We start from the raw sequence: 16,225 nt of genomic DNA, 5'->3' as shown, positions 1-16,225 counted from the left end.
TCACCCGACGCCGAGCCGGATCGGGTCGTCGCTCGGGACGATGTCGAGCGTCACCGACTCGCCGATCTCGAACTCGCGGTCCGGGCAGACCACCTTGACGCCGAACCGATCGCCGCGCGCGGCGAACAGCGACAGCCCGGTGACGCGCCGGCCGTTCGCGCGGACGTCGACTGCCGCCCACTCGACGCGCGGCGCCCCGGCGTCCGTATCGTCCGCTCGGACCGTTCCGACCTTGGTTCCGAGAAGCGACAGCGTCGTCCCGTCTGCCGCGGATGCGCCTTCCTCCGCGTCCCTCGTCGCGGATGCGCCTTCCTCCGCGTCCCCCGTCGTGGGCGCGCCTTCGTCCGCCTCGAACGTCCCGCCGCCCGCGTAGTGCGTCAGCCCGCCGTCGAGCGGAACTCCCTCGTCGCTCGCGAGCGCGGCGAACGACCGGTCGGCGCCGGCAGCGCGTCGCGGGCCGTCGAGAACGACGTGCGTCGGGCCGCGCTCGACGACGGCTCCCGTCCCGTCCCACGCGACCGGCTCGACGGGGACGTCGGCCGCGACCGGCAGCGACCCGCTGGCTCGGAGGGGGTTCGCGCCCGGCGGGCGGAAGCCGAGGTGGACGTGGTCGTCGACCCACTGGCCGAAGAAGCCCGAGCGCGTCGTCGGCCCGAGCGCGTCGCCGACAGCGACCCGGTCGCCGGGGTCGACCTCGGGGATCACGTGGAGGATCCGCGCGACGGTGCCCGGCGGAGCGCCGGCGCGGGCGCACCACTCGTCGGCGAGGTCGACGACGATCAGGTGGTCCTCGGCGGCCGCGTACGGGCGATCGGGGCAGCCGACGGTGCGGACCTCACGCACGGTCCCGGAGACCGGCGAGCGCCCGACGCCGTCGCCCGGGTAGAGGTCGACCGCGCGGCCGCGGTCGTGGGCGGGGTACGGGGAGTTGAACCGCGAGAACTTCTCGTACCGCTCGACCACGTCCGCGGGGAGCGAGACCGTTGCGTCGGTCACGACTCCGCCGCCTCCATCCCCTCGATGACGAACTCCGCGCCGCCGGCGTCGGACTCGGCGACCGAGAGCGTCCACCCGTGCGCCTCGACGATGTCGCCGACGATGGCGAGCCCCAGCCCGGTACCGTCGCCGAGCGACACGCCGCGCTCGGTGACGCGCTCGCGCTCAGCGGGCGGGATCCCGGGGCCGTCGTCGCCCACCGCGAGCGCGACCCCGTCGCCGTCGGTCGCGACGCTGACGGTGACGGCGACATCCTCGCCAGCGTGCTCGATCGCGTTACGGAACAGGTTCGAGAGCAGCTGTTCGAGGCGGTCGCGGTCGGCCAGCACGGTCGCGTCGGCCTCGACGGTCAGCGTCGCGTCCGCGGTCTCCAGCCGCGACCAGACCCGCCTGGCCGTCGCGTCCAGCGAGACGCGGTCGAGGTCGTCGACCGTCTCCCCCGCCGTCGCCAGCGCGAGGAGGCCCTCGATCATGTCGTCCATCCGCTGGTGGGCGTTCGCCGCCCGCTCCAAGGCGCCGTCCGGGTCGTCGCCGCGCTGGCGGGCCAGTTCGACGGCCGCGGACGCGGCGGCGAGGGGGTTCCGCAGGTCGTGCGAGACGACGCCGGCGAACTCCTCTAACCGCTCGTTCTGGCGTTCGAGTTCGGCCTCCCGGCGTTCGAGTTCGGTCTGTCGCCGCTCTCTCGCGGTCACGTCGCGCAGCAGGAACACGTGCCCGCGGTCGGTCCCGCGCGGGTCGGTTATCGGGTTCTCCTGGATGTCGAACTGCCGGTCGCCGATGGCGATCGGGTGTTCGTCGCCACCCTCCAGGCGGGGGAACGCCTCCGACAGCGACGAGCCGACCGCGTCCGGCGGGAGGATCGCCTCGGCGGCGGGGTTCAGGTCGCGGATGCGGCCGTCCGAGCCGGAGACGATGACGGGGTCTTGCATCACCTCGACGGCGGTGTCGCGCGCGACGACAGCGGCGTCGAGGGTACCGAGCCAGAAGACGGTGCCGTAGAGGAACACGCCGTGGATCACGAACGCCGTCGGGAGCCACGAGAGGTGCGCGTAGCTCCCGACGTCGACGAACGTCGCGATCCCCGCCAGGAACGGGAACAGCGTGCCGAGCAGCACGACGAACGTCTGGAGCCGGTAGCGGTTCCCGGTCCGCTCGTAGAGGTCGACGACGAGGAGGACGCCGGCGATGCACAGCCCGTACGCGAGGAGGACGAACGCGCCCCCGACGGGGCCGAGCCCGTAGCCGAGCAGGGTGAACGGCCCGTCGACCACGGGCGCCACCGAGCGCCGCGCGAGCCCGTGGGTGCCGCTCGACCACGCGAGCAGCACCCAGACGAACGCGGGGGTCGCGAGCGCGACGATCCGGTTCTCCGTCCGCCAGCGGTCGTGCCCGGTGAACGCGAAGGCGAAGAGCATCCAGAGGACGGGTAACGCCCCCATGAGCGGCGTCGCCAGGTTGAACGCGACCGTCATCGCGACCTCGCCGGGCGCGGCGACGCGGAGCGCGTACAGGAGGGAGACGCCGCCCCCGCACAGCAGGTAGAGGGCGACCTCGATCCCCCCGGGCTCGTCGCGCTCGCGCCACGCGACCCGGCCGAGCCAGAGCCCGATGACACCCGCCAGCAGGCAGGCGGTCAGGTACGCTTGGACCGGCAGCGCGCCGAGGTCGCTCATCGATATCTGAACCACTTCCAGAGCCGACAAAACTGTTGTGTCACGCGCCGGCCGACGGGCCGTCTCGTCACCGGGGCTCTCAGCGCGCCGACGGGCGACCGCGCCCGGCGCAAAGGGCTTGTGCGCTCCAGTCGTCTGGTCCGGCATGCGCGTGTACAGGGGTGAGTTCGAGACGCCCGCCGCGGACCGCGAGCCGACGGCGGACCTCCTCGCGTCGGCCGCTGACGGCGTCCCGGCCGTGCGCGTGGCCGCGCCGCCGCGGCAGGTCGCGTTCGGTCGGCGCGACGTCCGCGAGTCCGGGTTCGAGGCGGCGAAGCGGGCGGCCGAGGAGGCGGGGTTTCCGCCCGTCGAGCGCGACGTCGGCGGGCGCGCGGTCGCGTACACGGGGTCGACGCTCTCGTTCGGCGTCGCGGTGCCGACGGGCGACGGGCGCGGGTCGATCGACTCGCGGTACGAGACCGCGACCGAGACGCTCCGCGACGCGCTCCGTGACCTGGGCGCCGACGTAGTCCGGGGGGAGCCGCCGGACGCCTTCTGTCCCGGCGACCACTCGCTTCGGGTCGCAGGCGGGGAGCGCACCGCGGACGGCGCGGCGACCGAGGGCGCAGAGCGCGTCGTCGTCGGCGGCAAGGTCGCGGGCCTCGCCCAGCGCGTCCGGGCCGACGCGACGCTCGTCGCGGGCGTCCTCGTCGTCTCGGCCGACGATCCTGAGCCGATCGCGCGGGTCACCGAGCCCGTCTACGACGCGCTCGACGTGCCGTTCGATCCGGAGTCGGTCGGGAGCGTCGCCGACGCGGGCGGCCCGGACGACTCGGAGGCCGTCGCCCGCGCGGTCGAGGCCGCGTTCGTCGACGGGCCGTGGGGCGACGGCGAGCGCGAGATCGTCCGCGTCGACGGGGCAGACGCCTGAGCGCGCCGCGGCGCGCGCTTTCGACGTTTCGACGTGCTTTTTATGCGCGGGGGACTGGGTTCGCGCATGGCCGAATTCAAAGTCGTCGTCGCCGACCCCGAGACCGGCGAGACGTTCCAGCGAGAGGTCGACGGACAGGACGCCAACCGATTCCTCGGTCGCGAACTCGGCGACGAGATCGGCGGCGACGCGGTCGGGCTCTCCGATCACACCATCGAACTCACCGGCGGCTCCGACGAGACCGGGCGCCCGATGCGGGAGGACGTCTCCGGCACGCGCCTGAAGGAGCTCCTCTTAGAGGGCGGCGTCGGCTTCGAGCCGTCCCGCGAGGGCGAGCGCAAGCGCATCACCGTCCGCGGTCGCGAGATCGACGACGACGTCGCGCAGATCAACGCGAGTGTCGTCGACGGCGACGGCGACGTTGCGGCCGCGCTCGGCGAGGGCGACGCGGACGACGACGCCGACGAGTAACGACGCCGCGATGCCTCGCGTCCCCTCCGACGGCGAGGACGTCTCTTCGATCCGCGTCTCGCTCGCCCGGAGCGGCGGCACTCGTCGCCCCTGCGTCCGGCTCCCCGACGACGACGCGCTCGACGGCCGCGTCGAGTCCGGAAGCTGCGACGCACTCGACGTGAGTCAGGGCGACCTGATCCGCGTCGCGTTCGACGGGGGCGAGCACCACGCGCGGGTCGCGAGCGACTCCAAGGGCCGCCTCCTCCGCGGCGCGTTCGACAACCGGCGGCTCGCGCGCGAGGCCGGCGAGGGGGCGAACCGCTTGGTCGAGTGGCTCGACGCGAACGGCCGGGAGCCCGGCGACAGCGTCGTCCTCGACGTGGTGGTGCCCGGCGAGCTGTACGGGCTTCGGATACCGGGCGAGCGGACCGTGTACGACGCGAACCGCGGGCCGCGCTCGTCGCTCGCGGACATCGCGCGCGACGTCGACGAGTAGCCCCGCGGCGTCAGGCCAGAAGCCCCGCGGCGTCAGGCCGGATCGCTTATTCTCGCTCGGGCCCGATGTCGCGCCATGCAAGAGGTCGACGCGGATCTGACGGCGCTCGACCGCGCGATCATCAACGCGTTCCAGGGCGGGTTCCCGGTGACGGAGCGCCCCTTCGACGCGGCGGCAGCCGCGCTCCGCGAGCGCGGCGTCGACGTGACCGGCCCGGAGCTGTGCGAGCGCGTCCGCGAGCTCGACGAGGAGGGAATCCTCTCGCGGTTCGGCGCGCTCGTCAACGCCGAGGAGATCGGCGGCGCCGCCTCGCTCGTCGCGATACACGCGCCCGAGGACCGCTACGAGGAGATCGCGGAGGCCGTCAACGAGTTCACCGCGGTGGCGCACAACTACGAGCGGGAACACCCCCACCTCAACATGTGGTTCGTGGTGAGCGTCGCCGACCACCCGGACCCCGACAAGGACGGGAACGACCGGGTGGAGGAGGTGCTCGACGAGATCGAGGCCGCGACGGGTCAGGAGACGTACAACCTCCCGAAGCTCCGGGAGTTCCACGTCGGCGCGAAGTTCCTCGTCGACGGGCCGGTTCCCGAGGGCGACGTGGACCTGTCGGAGTTGGGGCCCGACGTGGAGCCCAGCGACCGCGGGACGCTCACGCCCGACGAGCGCGACCTCGTCGTCGAGATCCAGGGCGGGCTCCCGGTGACGGAGACCCCCTACACCGACGTCGCGGCCGCGCTCGACGCCGACGTGGAGTGGGTGATCGAGACGATCAAGCGGTTCGAGCGGGAGGGGAAGGTGCGCCGCGTCGGCGTCATCCCCAACCACTACGCGCTCGGCTACACGGAGAACGGGATGACCGTCTGGAACGTGCCCGAGGACGTCTTAGACGAGGTCGGCCCCGCGGTGGCGGAACTCGACTTCGTCACGCACTGCTACGAGCGCCCGCGCCACGCGGGCGTCTGGGAGTACAATTTCTTCGCGATGACGCACGGGCGCACGGAGGCGGAGAGCGAGCGCCGGATCGCGGAGGTGCGGGAGCTGATGGACGAGCACTGGGATGTCGGCGCCGACGACTGGGACACCCTGTTCTCGACGCGCATCCTGAAGAAGACCGGCATCCGCATCGCGGACCGGGCGGACAGCAACACGGCGTGATCCGCCGGATCGCGGGATTCAGAGGGCGAGCGTGACCCCGCTCTACCACGACCTCGCGGGCGAGACGGTCGCCGTCTTCGGCGGCGGTGCCGTCGGCTCGCGAAAGGCTGCCGGGTTCGACGAGGCGGGCCGGATCGTCGTCGTCAGCCCAGAGTTCGACGAGCGGGTGCGCGAGCTCGCGGACGAGCGGGATGCGGACCAGCGCGAGGCCGACGAACGAGACGGGGACGAGGGCCCGGACGGGCCGTCGGTCGAACTGGTCCGCGCCGCGCCGGATGCCGACGCCGTCGCGGAGTGGATCGACCGCCTCGATCCCGCGCTCGCGGTCGCGGCGACGGACGACGCCGCGGTCAACGCGGCCGTGGAGTCGGCCGCGCTCGACCGGGGAATCCTCGTCAACCGCACGGACGTGTCGGGCGGTCGCGACCCCGGGAGCGTGGTGGTGCCCGCGACGGTCGAGGACGACCCGGTGACCGTTGCCCTCTCGACGGGGGGAACGAGTCCCGCCTTGGCGAAGGCGCTCCGAGAGCGGATCGAGGCCGAGATCGAGGGTGCGGGCGAGATGGCGGCGCTCTCGGGGGAGATCCGCGAGGAGCTGAAAACGGCGGGTGTCGCCCCCGAAAAGCGGCGGGAAGCGGTCCGACGCGTTGTCAGATCCCGGGGGGTTTGGAAGGGTTTACAAAAGGGGAGATCCAACGGACGGCAAGAGGCTGACACCGTGATTGAGGAGGTACTCGACCGATGAGAGAGACGGGTGCGATCGCCGGCGTGAGCGTCGCCCACGCCGACGCGACCGTCGACGAGATCGAGGCCGCCGGCGGCGACGGCGTCCGCGCGACCGTCTCCGACCTGCTCGCGCGCGAAGGGGTCGAGGAGGCGTTCGCGGTGCAGACGTGTAACCGCTCGGAGGCGTACGTCGTCACCGACCGGACCGTCGACGGCACGACGGCGCTGTCGACGTTCGCGCCGGACGTGCGCGGCGGCGCGGTCCGCCGCCTCGACCACGAGGAGAGCTTAGAGCACCTAATGAGAGTCGCCTCCGGGCTGGAGTCGCTCGTACTCGGCGAAGACCAGATTATCGGCCAGCTGCGCGAGGCCTACGAGGAGTCGAAGTCCGCCGGTGGCATCGGCCCGGTGCTCAAAGACGCCGTGACGAAGGCGCTCCACGTCGGCGAGCGCGCGCGGACGGAGACGGAGATCAACGAGGGCGTCGTCTCGCTCGGCTCCGCGGCCGTCCGGCTGGCGGCCAGCGAGATCGATTTGACGGACGGAACCGCTGTCGTCGTCGGCGCCGGCGAGATGGGAACGCTCGCGGCTCGCACGCTCGACGACACCGCAGTCTCGGAGATCGTCGTCGCGAACCGCACCGTGCCGCACGCGGAGTTCGTCGTCGAGGAGGTCGACACCGCCGCCGAGGCGGTGTCGCTCGCGGACCTCCCTGCGATCATCCCCGACGCCGACCTCGTCGTCACCGCGACCGGGAGCCCCGACCTCGTCGTCCACCCGTCGTACGTCGACGGCGCCGGTCGCGTCGTCTGTATCGACATCGCGCAGCCGCGCGACGTCGACCCCGCGGCCGGCGCCCGCGAGGGCGTCACCGTCTACGACATCGACGACCTCGAAGACGTCACCCGGCGGACCCGCGAGAGCCGCGCGGAGGAGGCCCGGAAGGTCGAGTCGATCATCGACGAGGAGCTCGACCGCATCCTTCAGGCGTACAAGCGCAAGCGCGCGGACGACGCCATCTCGGCAATGTACGCCGGCGCGGACCAGGTGAAGGCGCGCGAGCTCGACCGCGCGATGTCGAAGCTCGAGGCGCAGGGCGGGCTGACCGACGAGCAGCGCGAGACGGTCGAAGACTTGGCGGACGCGCTCGTCGGCCAACTGCTCGCGGCGCCGACGCGCTCGCTCCGGGACGCCGCCGGCGAGGACGACTGGGAGACGATCCGGACCGCGCTCCGGCTGTTCGATCCCGAGTTCACGTCGGGGGCCGAGGGGCCGGAGGAGGCGGACATCGCCGACGCCGCGGCCGGCGGCCCGGACGCGGTCCCCGACTCCGTCGCCGAGGAACTGGACGACTAAGTTTGTTGTTTATAAGCGGTTGTCTGCGGATCGGCGCTGAACTCTTCAGCAGCCCCAGCCGCTTATTTATAAATCACTGCTGGCGGATCGACCGCGACCACTCCCAACGACACAGCCGCTTATTTATAAATCACTGCTGGCGGATCGACCGCGACCACTCCCAACGACACAGCCGCTCGTTTATAAATGGCAGCTGGCAGATCGAGGGCGAATGCCTCCAAAGCCCCAGCCGCTCGTTTATAAATGGCAGCTGGCAGATCGAGGGCGAATGCCTCCAAAGCCCCAGCCGCGAGGCGGACGCACGCTCGTTGCGCTCCTCGTCACTCGCTTCGCTCGTTCCTGCGGTGCTTACGTCGCCTGCGCCCGCCTCGCGGCTGCCCCTTTGAGTCCCACCCGACCGCACCGCACAGCGCCTCACGCCTCCCCAGCCTCGTCGGTCGCCGTCGCTTCGCTCGGCGACCGACTCCCTCGCGCGTGCGACTCGCGGCCTGCGGCCGCTCGTCGGCACGCGCCACCGCGCATTCATTTATAAATGGCCGTCCGTGAAGTTCAAAATCGACCGCACCTGCGAACGGATCCGATCCCGCCGGACCGCCGCGCTTTATTCCCCGCCCGCACGACGGACCGGTATGAAGCTCTCCGAGTACGTCGAGCGACTCGACGACGAACTCGACACGGCCGCGTATGCCGACGTCGACGCGAGCGCGAACGGGTTACAGGTGGGTCCGGACGAGGGCGAGGTCGAGCGCGTCGCCTTCGCGGTCGACGCCGCGACGGCGACCATCGAGGCCGCCGCGGACGCGGGGGCGGACGTCCTCGTCGTCCACCACGGGCTCTCGTGGGGCGGCATCGAGCGCGTCACGGGCCGCGTTCACGACCGGATCGCGGCCTTGGTCGAAAACGACCTCGCGCTGTACGTCTCCCACCTCCCGCTCGACGGGCACCAGGAACTGGGCAACGCGGCGGGGGTCGCGGACGCGGTGGGGCTCTCCGACCGCGACCCGTTCGGCGAGATGGGGCCGGTGACGATCGGGACGATCGGCGAGACTGCGTCGCCGCGGTCGGCGGCCGCGATTCGCGAGACGCTCGACGACTTCGAGGGCCAGCCCGACGGCGAGGCGTCGCCCACGCGGGTACTCGACTTCGGCCCCGACGAGATCGAGCGGGTCGCGGTCGTCACCGGCTCCGGGGTCGACTGGCTCGACGAGGCGGTCGCGGCCGACGCGGACGCCCTGATCACGGGCGAGGGGAAACAGCAGGTCTACCACGACGCGCGGGAGGCCGGAATTACCGTGTTCCTCGCCGGGCACTACGCCACGGAGACGTTCGGCGTCCGCGCGCTCCAGTCGCTGACGGACGACTGGGGCGTCGAGACGACGTACCTCTCGCACCCGACCGGGCTGTAGTCGGCGATCGTTGCGACCGGGCGTCGGCGACGCGCTCGCCGGCGAACGCAACCCTTACCGCTCGCGTCCGCGCAGTCGGGGTATGCGCGATCACTTCGAGATCCGGGACCACGACGCCGCCGGGCGGATCGGTCGGCTGGAGGTCCCGCGCGCCGACGTCACGGTCGAGACGCCGGCGCTTCTGCCCGTGGTCAACCCCAACGTGCTCACGATCGAGCCCGAGCGGCTCCGCGGGGAGTTCGGCGCGGAGATGCTGATCACGAACTCCTACATCATCCGCAGCACGGACCGCATCCGCGACCGCGTCGTCGACGAGGGGCTCCACGACTTCCTCGGCTTCGACGGCGCGATCATGACCGACTCCGGCTCCTTCCAGTTAGCCGAGTACGGCGACATCGACGTGACGACCGCGGAGATCATCGAGTTCCAGCGGCGGATCGGCAGCGACGTGGCGACACCCGTCGACGTGCCCACGCCGCCGGACGCCGACCGCGAGCAGGCGGAGCGCGAGCTGGCGACGACGAAGCAGGCGCTCGCGGACGCGGAGGACGCCGAGACCGGAGAGATGCTGGTCAACGCCCCGGTCCAGGGGTCGACGTACGCCGACCTCCGCGAGGAGGCGGGGCGGCACGCGGCCGCGACCGACCTCGACGTGTTCCCCGTCGGCGCGATGGTTCCCCTCCTGAACTCCTACCGCTACGCCGAGGTCGTCGAGGCGGTGCGCGCGGCGAAGCGCGGGCTCGGGCCGGGCGCGCCGGTCCACCTGTTCGGCGCCGGCCACCCCATGATGCTCGCGCTCGCGGTGGCGGCCGGCTGCGACCTGTTCGACTCGGCCGCCTACGCGCTGATGGCGCGTGACGGCCGCTACCTGACCGTCTCGGGGACGGAACACCTCGAAGAGCTCGACTACTTCCCGTGCTCGTGTCCCGTCTGCGCGGACCACACGCCCGCCGACCTCCGCGGCTTCGACGACGGCGAGACGGAGCGGCTGCTCGCCGAGCACAACCTCCACGTCACCTTCGAGGAGCTGCGCCGCGTGAAGGAGGCGATCCGCTCCGGGAACCTGCTCGACTTAGTCGACCGCCGCGCCCGCGGCCACCCGGCGATGCTCGACGGCTACCGCGCGCTGCTCGACCACGCCGACGAGTTAGAGCGCACCGACCCCGGCTCGAAGGACGCGTTCTTCTACACCTCTCACGAGGCGGCGCGCCGGCCGGAAGTGGAGCGACACCAGACCCGTCTCGCCCGACTGGCGGCGCCCGACGACCTCCTCCTCACCGAGTCGAAGGCGCCCTCGAACCACACTTACGACGCCGTGTGGCGCGTGAAGCCGCCGTTCGGCCCCTACCCGCCCGCGCTCTCGGAGACGTATCCGCTCACCGCCGAGGTGCCCGAGCGGACCGACGACGCGGCGCAGGTCGCGGCCGCGGAGGGGGTCGTCGCGCTGGCGGACGCCAACCCCGAGACGGCGCTCACGCTCGGTCACGACGCGTGGTGCGACCGCGCGCTCGAACGGCTGCCAGAGCGCGTCGAGACTGAGAATCTGCGGACGCTCGGCTGACGAGCGGGGCGCTCGCTGGTCTGTGAATGCGTCGCGTGCCCCGAGAAAACCGCAGCCGTGACCGCGTCGCCCGTCGGTTCGGGGGTGGTCGCCTCAGTCTCGGCGGTGGCCGGCCGGCTTCTTCCGGTCGACCTCAACCTCGACGTGGATCGAGTCGGGGAAGTCGCGGCCGACGACGTCGCGCGCGATGTCGTCGGCGCCGTGGATCTCCATCGAGCGGCGATACACGTCGTAGCGCCACGGCGAGAACTCGTCGCCCGGCGAGAGGTTCTTGTACAGCGGAACGGTGACGTTCTCCGAGGGGCTCGCGTGCGGGCCCTTGCACTCGGCGCCTTTGCGTTCGAGCGTCTCTTTGAGTTCCTGGACGGTCTCGACGAGCACGTCGCGGTCGCCGGACGCGAAGTCGAGTTTCGTGACGAAGGTCATGGCTGGGGGTCGTCCGCCAATGGCCGCCCGAGCGGTAAAAACGCATCTACCCGTCGTCGGGCCGGCCGCCCGCGCCGCGAATCCCGCTCGGAGACCGGTCGACGCCGCCGAGACGCTCGTCTCTGTTCGGAAGTCCGACACGCTCTTTAGGGGTGATCGCTTACCTGCGGCTAATGACGGTCGAAGCGACCAGTGCCGGAGCCATCCTCTTCCGCGATACCCGCGGCGAACGGGAGTACTTGCTCCTGAAGAGCCGACCGGGGGACTGGGAGTTCCCCAAAGGCGGGGTCGAGGGGGACGAGGAGCTCCAGCAGACGGCGATACGAGAAGTCGGCGAGGAGGCCGGAATCGAGGATTTCCGGCTGATCGACGGGTTCCGCAGGGAGTACGACTACGTGTTCGAGGCGAACGGGAAGACCATCCACAAGACGGTCCACCTGTTCATCGCCCGCTCGTTCGAGGCGAGCGCGGAGCTCTCGAAGGAACACCGCGACCTCCAGTGGCGCGACTACGACCAGGCGCTCAACACGATCACCCAGGACGGGCCGCGCGACATCTTAGAGGAGGCCCACGACTACCTCGACGAGCGGAAAGACGAGGAGAACGGCAAGTACGTCTAACCGGGACGCTCGGGCGGCGCGGGCGACGACTGCCCCGCCTCCGAGCGGTTCGCTTTTGTCCGCTCCGCTCGACGGGTCGACCAGTGACGCCCGACGCCGAGTTCGGCTACGAGCTTCTCGTCTGCCGGTACGCCGAGTTGGCCTGGCACCCGAGCGAGGGGTCCCGTCCCGCGTTGGTCGCTCGCCAGCTCGGCACCAAGGACCGGCGGTGGGACACCGTCGTTATCGAAGTCGATCCGGCCGCGTTCGAACGGCGGCGTGAGTTCGGCGACCGAACCATCGACTCCGACCTCCTCCACGTCATCCGGGGCGCGCCCGCCGAGTGGGCGTTCTATCGCGACGCGCTGCCGCACCCCGGCTACCCGTGGCGCTACGTCCGGCAGGCGGTTCACCGCGCGGCGGGTCGGGACCTGATCGAGAAGCGCCGCGACGGCAACCGAATCGAGATCCGCCGGAAGCGACCGTACCCGGACTGGGTCGAGCGGATTGTCGCGGTCGAGAACAAGCCGGATCTGAACCGCTCGGCGGCCGACCGCCTCGCCGACCAGCTCGACCACGACGTCGAGACGGCGCTCGCCGACGAGGCGTGGCTCGCCACCGAGACGACCGGCGAGCGCGTCGAGCCAGCCCTGCTCCGCGAGCTGCCGGTCGAGGCCGGCATCCTCGCGACCGACTTCTCCGCGAGCGTCGACGCCGACGCGGGGAGCGTGGCGTGGCACGCCACCGACCTCGCGCCGGGCGAGGGCGAGCGCCGCGACCCCGAGACGGAGACGCTGCGGCTGGAGATCGCCGAGCGCGCCTACGGGAAGGGGTGGCGCTCGTTCCACGAGACGATGCGCCCCGACTGTCGACACTTCGAACTGCGGCGCGAGGGGCGCGGGCTCGTCCCATACTGCGCCGCGAAGGAGAAAATCCCCACCGCGCGGGAGTGTTCGGGCTCCTGTCCGGATTTCTCGCCGGAACCGCCCCAGTGGCGCACGAAGGGGTGGCCGGTCGAGGGCGGGCCGGGGAAGGGGTTCAAACGGGTGTTGGCCCGGCGGCGAGAACGCGAGCGGGACCGCGTCGAAAGCGTTGAGTGAGCAGCGGTGCCACCCGGCCGTATGCGGTTCCCGACCCCGCCGCTCTCCGAGTACGCGCTCAACACGGCCGTCGTGGTCCTGACGCTGGCGGTCCTCCAATACACCGGGTGGCTCTCCGCCGACCCCGCCGGGCTCAACCCGGCGTTCCTCGTCGTGGTCGCGGTGACCTTCCCGGCGTTCTCGTACCTGATCGCCGTCGTCGGAGCGAACGTCTGGCCGAGCGCGGAGTAACAGACGCGTCCGGATCGGTCGAGTCGTCCGGAGATGGCGCGCAGCCGCCCCCTACGCCAGCGCGGCCGCCAGCTTCTCGATCGGGTGCGTCGGCTCCGGGACCTCGCCGGGGCCTTCCTCCAACTGCGTCCGGCAGGAGGTGCCCGGCGCGACGAGGGCGTCGCCGTCGCTGGCGTCGACCTGCTCGAACAGGTTCTCGCCGATGGCCTTGCTCATCGAGTAGTGCTCGGCCTCGTAGCCGAACGAGCCCGCCATCCCGCAACAGGAGGAGTCGAGCGGGTCGACGCCGTAGCCGGCGCGCCGGAGCACACCGACCGCGTGGTGGTCCTTCTTCGTCGCCTTCTGGTGGCAGTGGCCGTGGTAGGTGAGCGACTCGGTGGACGCGTCGAGTGCGAGGTCCTCGTCGAGCCGGTGGGCGTCGACGTACTCCATGACGCCGTAGGCGCTCTCCGAGACGGCCGCCACGTCGGCGTCGGGCACGTCGCTGGCATCGCCGTCGAGCAGGTCGTGGTAGTCTGACTGGAGCATCACGGCGTCCGAGGGCTCGACGACGACCACGTCCCACCCGTCGCGGACGTCGGGGGCGAGCGTCTCCACGGCGGATTTGGCGGTCGCACGCGACACGTCCAACATCCCCTTCGAGTGGGGCGGGCGCCCGCTGCCGTCAACGTCCGGAATCCGAACGTGGCAGTCGGCGGCCTCTAAGACGCGTACAGCGGCCTTCCCCGCGCCGGGGTTCGTGTAGGTCGTGTACACGTCGGGGAACAGCAGGACCTCGCGGGCGGCCTCCTCGCGCGGGACGCCCGCGCCGCCGCGCGCCTCGAACCAGTCGACGAGCGTCTCCGAGCGGAACGTGGGGAGGTCCCGCTCTTTCGCGATCCCGAGCGCCTTCTCCGCGATGAGACCACTCCCGGGAATCTTGTTCGGGAGGTTCGAGAGCGGGGCGAGCTTCGAGGCGAGCGGCGCGAGCGACTCGAAGCGGCCGAGCAGCCGCGTCCGGAGGTCGACCCCGTGCTCCTCGTGGTGGGCGTGCTCGACCTCGGCCTTCAGCTTCGCCATGTCGACGCCGCTCGGGCAGTCCACCTTACAGCCCTTACAGCCGACGCACAGGTCCATCACCTCGGTGACGAACTCGTCGTCGGTCGGGTCGTCGGGGAGCTCGCCGGAGATGGCCCCGCGAAGCATGTTCGCCCGGCCGCGGGTCGCCTGGATCTCCTCCTCCGCCGCGCGGTAGGTCGGACACATCACGCCGCCGGTCGTCTCCTGCGGGCCGCGGCAGCCGCCGCAGCCGTGACAGAGCTCGACCATCCCCTGCATCCCGTTGTCGACCGCCCACTCCATCGCGGGGTCGAAGCCGGCGTCGTACTCGTACTCCGCGTCGAACCGGAGGTTCTCGCGCATGTCGAAGTCGCCGCAGACGTTCCCGGGATTGAGCAGCCAGTCGGGGTCGAACGCGGTCTTCAGCTCGCGGAACGACTCCCAGAGGTCGTCGCCGTACAGCTTCCGGTTCCACTGGGTGCGCGCGCGGCCGTCGCCGTGTTCGCCGGACACCGACCCGCCGAGCCGGACCACCGCGTCGGTGACGCGGTCGGCGATGTCGAGCATCGCGTCGACGTCGTCGACGTCCTTCGTGTTGATCAGCGGGCGGACGTGGAGTACGCCGGGACCGGCGTGCGCGTAGAAGGTGGCGAACGTGTCGTTGTCCTCGAGGATCTGCTGGAACTCGCGGGTGTACTCGGGGAGGTGTTCCGGCGGGATGGCGCAGTCCTCGATGAAGGAGATGTGCTTCTCGTCGGTGGTTCGCGAGAGGAGAATCGGGAGGCCCGCCTTGCGCATCTTCCAGAAGCGGTCGCGCTGCTCCGGGTCGTGCGCCTCCATCGCGTGGGCCGCCCGGCGAGGGTGACTCGTCGTCTCGGCGGCGCCCGCACTCGGGTCGGCCGCGGTGTCGACGCGGGCCGCTGCCGAACTCTCCTCCCCGCCCACTCGGTCCGCGATCAGGTCCGCGACCTTCTGTTTCCCCTCCGCGTCGTTCTCCGCGTAGAACTCGACGAGGAGGACGGAGTCGGTGCCGTCGGGCAACATTCCGACGACGTCCTCGAACTCCGGCGTGTCGGCGGCGAGCCCTAACAGGACGTCGTCCATCACCTCGACCGCGGCGGGGTCGTGTTCGAGACACGCCGCCACGTCCTCCATCGCGTCGAGGAGGTCGTCGTAGGTGAGCAGCGCGACCGCCTTCGTCTCGGGGATCTCGACGAGCGAGACGGTCGCCTCCGTCACCGTCGCGAGCGTCCCCTCGCTGCCGGCCATGAGGCGGCCGAGGTTGACGACGCCTTCCTCGCCGTACTCGCCGCGGTACTCGGCGAGCAGGCGGTCGAGGTTGTAGCCGGAGACGTTCCGCTTCAGCTCCGGGAACCGCTCGTCGATCTCGTCGGCCTCCTCGTCTAAGATACGGACGACTTCGGCGTGGATCCGGGGCAGCAGGTCGTCGGCGTCCGGGTCTGCGGACTCCCGAAGTTCCTCGACCGCGACCTCGCCGAACGTCGTCACGGTGCCGTCGGCGAGGACGACCTCCAGCTCCTCGACGTAGTGGTCAGTCTTCCCGTACTTCAGGGAGTGCGAGCCGGTGGAGTTGTTGCCGATCGCGCCGCCGACCGCGGACTTGTCGCGCCACGCAGGGTCGGGCGCGAACTTCAGCCCGTCGCCCTCGACCGCGGCGTTGAGGTCGCCGACGTACGCGCCCGCCTGAACGCGGGCCCGCTCGGCGTCGGGATCGGTCGAGAGCACGCCGTCCATCTCGCCGGTCAGGTCGAGGACGACCGCCTCGTTGACGGTCTGCCCGGCCAGCGAGGTGCCGCCGCCGCGCGGGAGGACGGGGATCCCCTCCTCGAAGCAGTGCTCGTGGACGGCCGCGACGTCCGCGGTCGACTCCGGGATCACGACCCCGATCGGGGTGACCTCGTACGCCGAGGCGTCGGTCGCGTACAGCCGCTTGGAGTAGTCGTCGAACCGCACGTCGCCCGCGACGCGGCGATCGAGCGCGTCGACGAGATCCGGTCGCTCCACCGCGCCGCCGGTGTAGTCGAAGTCCCCGCCGTCCGCCGGGTCGGGACCCGGGGTGTTTGTCGCCATGC

Annotated in this window: 15 protein-coding genes; 11 read left to right on the top strand and 4 right to left on the bottom strand. The window is 71.4% G+C overall.

What is annotated here, in order from left to right; all coding sequences use genetic code 11:
* Together J7656_RS10060 and J7656_RS10055 are read right to left on the bottom strand one after the other, a co-directional pair.
* A complete protein-coding gene (locus J7656_RS10060) occupies nucleotides 1-996 on the bottom strand; it encodes a DUF8155 domain-containing protein (protein ID WP_211553224.1) in 996 nt (331 codons plus the stop codon).
* Nucleotides 993-2,669, bottom strand: a complete 1,677-nt coding sequence (locus J7656_RS10055) for a sensor histidine kinase (RefSeq protein ID WP_211553223.1) — start codon at nucleotides 2,667-2,669, stop codon at nucleotides 993-995. Before J7656_RS10055 ends, J7656_RS10060 begins: the two co-directional genes overlap by 4 nt.
* A 145-nt stretch (nucleotides 2,670-2,814) precedes the next feature.
* On the opposite strand from J7656_RS10055, the gene J7656_RS10050 reads away from it, so the two are divergent.
* The 8 genes from J7656_RS10050 to tgtA all read left to right on the top strand — a co-directional run bounded on the left by J7656_RS10050 (nucleotide 2,815) and on the right by tgtA (nucleotide 10,738).
* Nucleotides 2,815-3,579 carry a lipoyl protein ligase domain-containing protein gene (locus J7656_RS10050; RefSeq protein ID WP_211553222.1) on the top strand — a complete coding sequence of 255 codons (765 nt, stop codon included), beginning with the start codon at nucleotides 2,815-2,817 and terminating at the stop codon, nucleotides 3,577-3,579.
* 66 nt (nucleotides 3,580-3,645) lie between these two features.
* Nucleotides 3,646-4,050, top strand: a complete 405-nt coding sequence (locus J7656_RS10045; RefSeq protein ID WP_211553221.1) for a 30S ribosomal protein S6e — start codon at nucleotides 3,646-3,648, stop codon at nucleotides 4,048-4,050.
* Between the two features lie 10 nt (nucleotides 4,051-4,060).
* Nucleotides 4,061-4,528, top strand: coding sequence for a DUF7112 family protein (locus tag J7656_RS10040; protein WP_211553220.1), 468 nt, complete (start codon nucleotides 4,061-4,063; stop codon nucleotides 4,526-4,528).
* A 75-nt stretch (nucleotides 4,529-4,603) separates the two neighbouring features.
* Nucleotides 4,604-5,689 carry a siroheme decarboxylase subunit beta gene (gene ahbB, locus J7656_RS10035; protein WP_211553219.1) on the top strand — a complete coding sequence of 362 codons (1,086 nt, stop codon included), beginning with the start codon at nucleotides 4,604-4,606 and terminating at the stop codon, nucleotides 5,687-5,689.
* 31 nt (nucleotides 5,690-5,720) lie between these two features.
* On the top strand, nucleotides 5,721-6,434 hold the full coding sequence (locus tag J7656_RS10030; RefSeq protein WP_017343016.1) for a precorrin-2 dehydrogenase/sirohydrochlorin ferrochelatase family protein: 714 nt from the start codon (nucleotides 5,721-5,723) through the stop codon (nucleotides 6,432-6,434).
* Entirely contained in the window at nucleotides 6,431-7,771 is a 1,341-nt protein-coding gene (gene hemA, locus J7656_RS10025; RefSeq protein WP_017343017.1) for a glutamyl-tRNA reductase, read from the top strand. Before J7656_RS10030 ends, hemA begins: the two co-directional genes overlap by 4 nt.
* Before the next feature lie 629 nt (nucleotides 7,772-8,400).
* Nucleotides 8,401-9,177, top strand: a complete 777-nt coding sequence (locus J7656_RS10020) for a Nif3-like dinuclear metal center hexameric protein (protein ID WP_017343018.1) — start codon at nucleotides 8,401-8,403, stop codon at nucleotides 9,175-9,177.
* Nucleotides 9,178-9,259: 82 nt separating this feature from the next.
* Nucleotides 9,260-10,738: a tRNA guanosine(15) transglycosylase TgtA gene (gene tgtA, locus J7656_RS10015; protein ID WP_211553217.1), complete on the top strand. Its 1,479-nt coding sequence runs from the start codon at nucleotides 9,260-9,262 to the stop codon at nucleotides 10,736-10,738.
* A gap of 93 nt (nucleotides 10,739-10,831) precedes the next feature.
* On the opposite strand, the gene J7656_RS10010 is transcribed toward tgtA, so the two are convergent.
* The gene (locus J7656_RS10010) at nucleotides 10,832-11,164 is read right to left on the bottom strand and encodes an uS10/mL48 family ribosomal protein (protein ID WP_004596139.1); all 333 of its coding nucleotides are present in this window, start codon (nucleotides 11,162-11,164) and stop codon (nucleotides 10,832-10,834) included.
* A 173-nt stretch (nucleotides 11,165-11,337) separates the two neighbouring features.
* On the opposite strand from J7656_RS10010, the gene J7656_RS10005 reads away from it, so the two are divergent.
* The 3 genes from J7656_RS10005 to J7656_RS09995 all read left to right on the top strand — a co-directional run bounded on the left by J7656_RS10005 (nucleotide 11,338) and on the right by J7656_RS09995 (nucleotide 13,094).
* Nucleotides 11,338-11,784, top strand: coding sequence for a bis(5'-nucleosyl)-tetraphosphatase (locus tag J7656_RS10005; RefSeq protein ID WP_004596138.1), 447 nt, complete (start codon nucleotides 11,338-11,340; stop codon nucleotides 11,782-11,784).
* A gap of 83 nt (nucleotides 11,785-11,867) precedes the next feature.
* Nucleotides 11,868-12,863, top strand: a complete 996-nt coding sequence (locus J7656_RS10000) for a DUF5787 family protein (protein ID WP_211553215.1) — start codon at nucleotides 11,868-11,870, stop codon at nucleotides 12,861-12,863.
* A gap of 21 nt (nucleotides 12,864-12,884) precedes the next feature.
* Complete coding sequence (locus J7656_RS09995; protein ID WP_211553211.1) at nucleotides 12,885-13,094, top strand: hypothetical protein; 210 nt, start codon at nucleotides 12,885-12,887, stop codon at nucleotides 13,092-13,094.
* 51 nt (nucleotides 13,095-13,145) lie between these two features.
* Here J7656_RS09995 and J7656_RS09990 read toward each other — a convergent pair whose 3' ends face one another.
* Complete coding sequence (locus J7656_RS09990; RefSeq protein ID WP_211553209.1) at nucleotides 13,146-16,223, bottom strand: FAD-binding and (Fe-S)-binding domain-containing protein; 3,078 nt, start codon at nucleotides 16,221-16,223, stop codon at nucleotides 13,146-13,148.
* Nucleotides 16,224-16,225 lie beyond the last annotated feature (2 nt).

The sequence above is a fragment of the Halorubrum ruber genome (assembly GCF_018228765.1).
In the GTDB taxonomy this organism is placed as follows: domain Archaea; phylum Halobacteriota; class Halobacteria; order Halobacteriales; family Haloferacaceae; genus Halorubrum; species Halorubrum ruber.
This window is presented reverse-complemented; position numbering and strand designations above follow the sequence as displayed.

Coding starts and splice junctions, on each gene's coding strand:
- J7656_RS10055 (WP_211553223.1), bottom strand. CDS start 2,669: ATGAGCGACCTCGGCGCGCTGCCGGTCCAAGCGTACCTGACCGCCTGC.
- J7656_RS10050 (WP_211553222.1), top strand. CDS start 2,815: ATGCGCGTGTACAGGGGTGAGTTCGAGACGCCCGCCGCGGACCGCGAG.
- J7656_RS10045 (WP_211553221.1), top strand. CDS start 3,646: ATGGCCGAATTCAAAGTCGTCGTCGCCGACCCCGAGACCGGCGAGACG.
- J7656_RS10040 (WP_211553220.1), top strand. CDS start 4,061: ATGCCTCGCGTCCCCTCCGACGGCGAGGACGTCTCTTCGATCCGCGTC.
- ahbB (WP_211553219.1), top strand. CDS start 4,604: ATGCAAGAGGTCGACGCGGATCTGACGGCGCTCGACCGCGCGATCATC.
- hemA (WP_017343017.1), top strand. CDS start 6,431: ATGAGAGAGACGGGTGCGATCGCCGGCGTGAGCGTCGCCCACGCCGAC.
- J7656_RS10020 (WP_017343018.1), top strand. CDS start 8,401: ATGAAGCTCTCCGAGTACGTCGAGCGACTCGACGACGAACTCGACACG.
- tgtA (WP_211553217.1), top strand. CDS start 9,260: ATGCGCGATCACTTCGAGATCCGGGACCACGACGCCGCCGGGCGGATC.
- J7656_RS10010 (WP_004596139.1), bottom strand. CDS start 11,164: ATGACCTTCGTCACGAAACTCGACTTCGCGTCCGGCGACCGCGACGTG.
- J7656_RS10005 (WP_004596138.1), top strand. CDS start 11,338: ATGACGGTCGAAGCGACCAGTGCCGGAGCCATCCTCTTCCGCGATACC.
- J7656_RS09995 (WP_211553211.1), top strand. CDS start 12,885: ATGCGGTTCCCGACCCCGCCGCTCTCCGAGTACGCGCTCAACACGGCC.
- J7656_RS09990 (WP_211553209.1), bottom strand. CDS start 16,223: ATGGCGACAAACACCCCGGGTCCCGACCCGGCGGACGGCGGGGACTTC.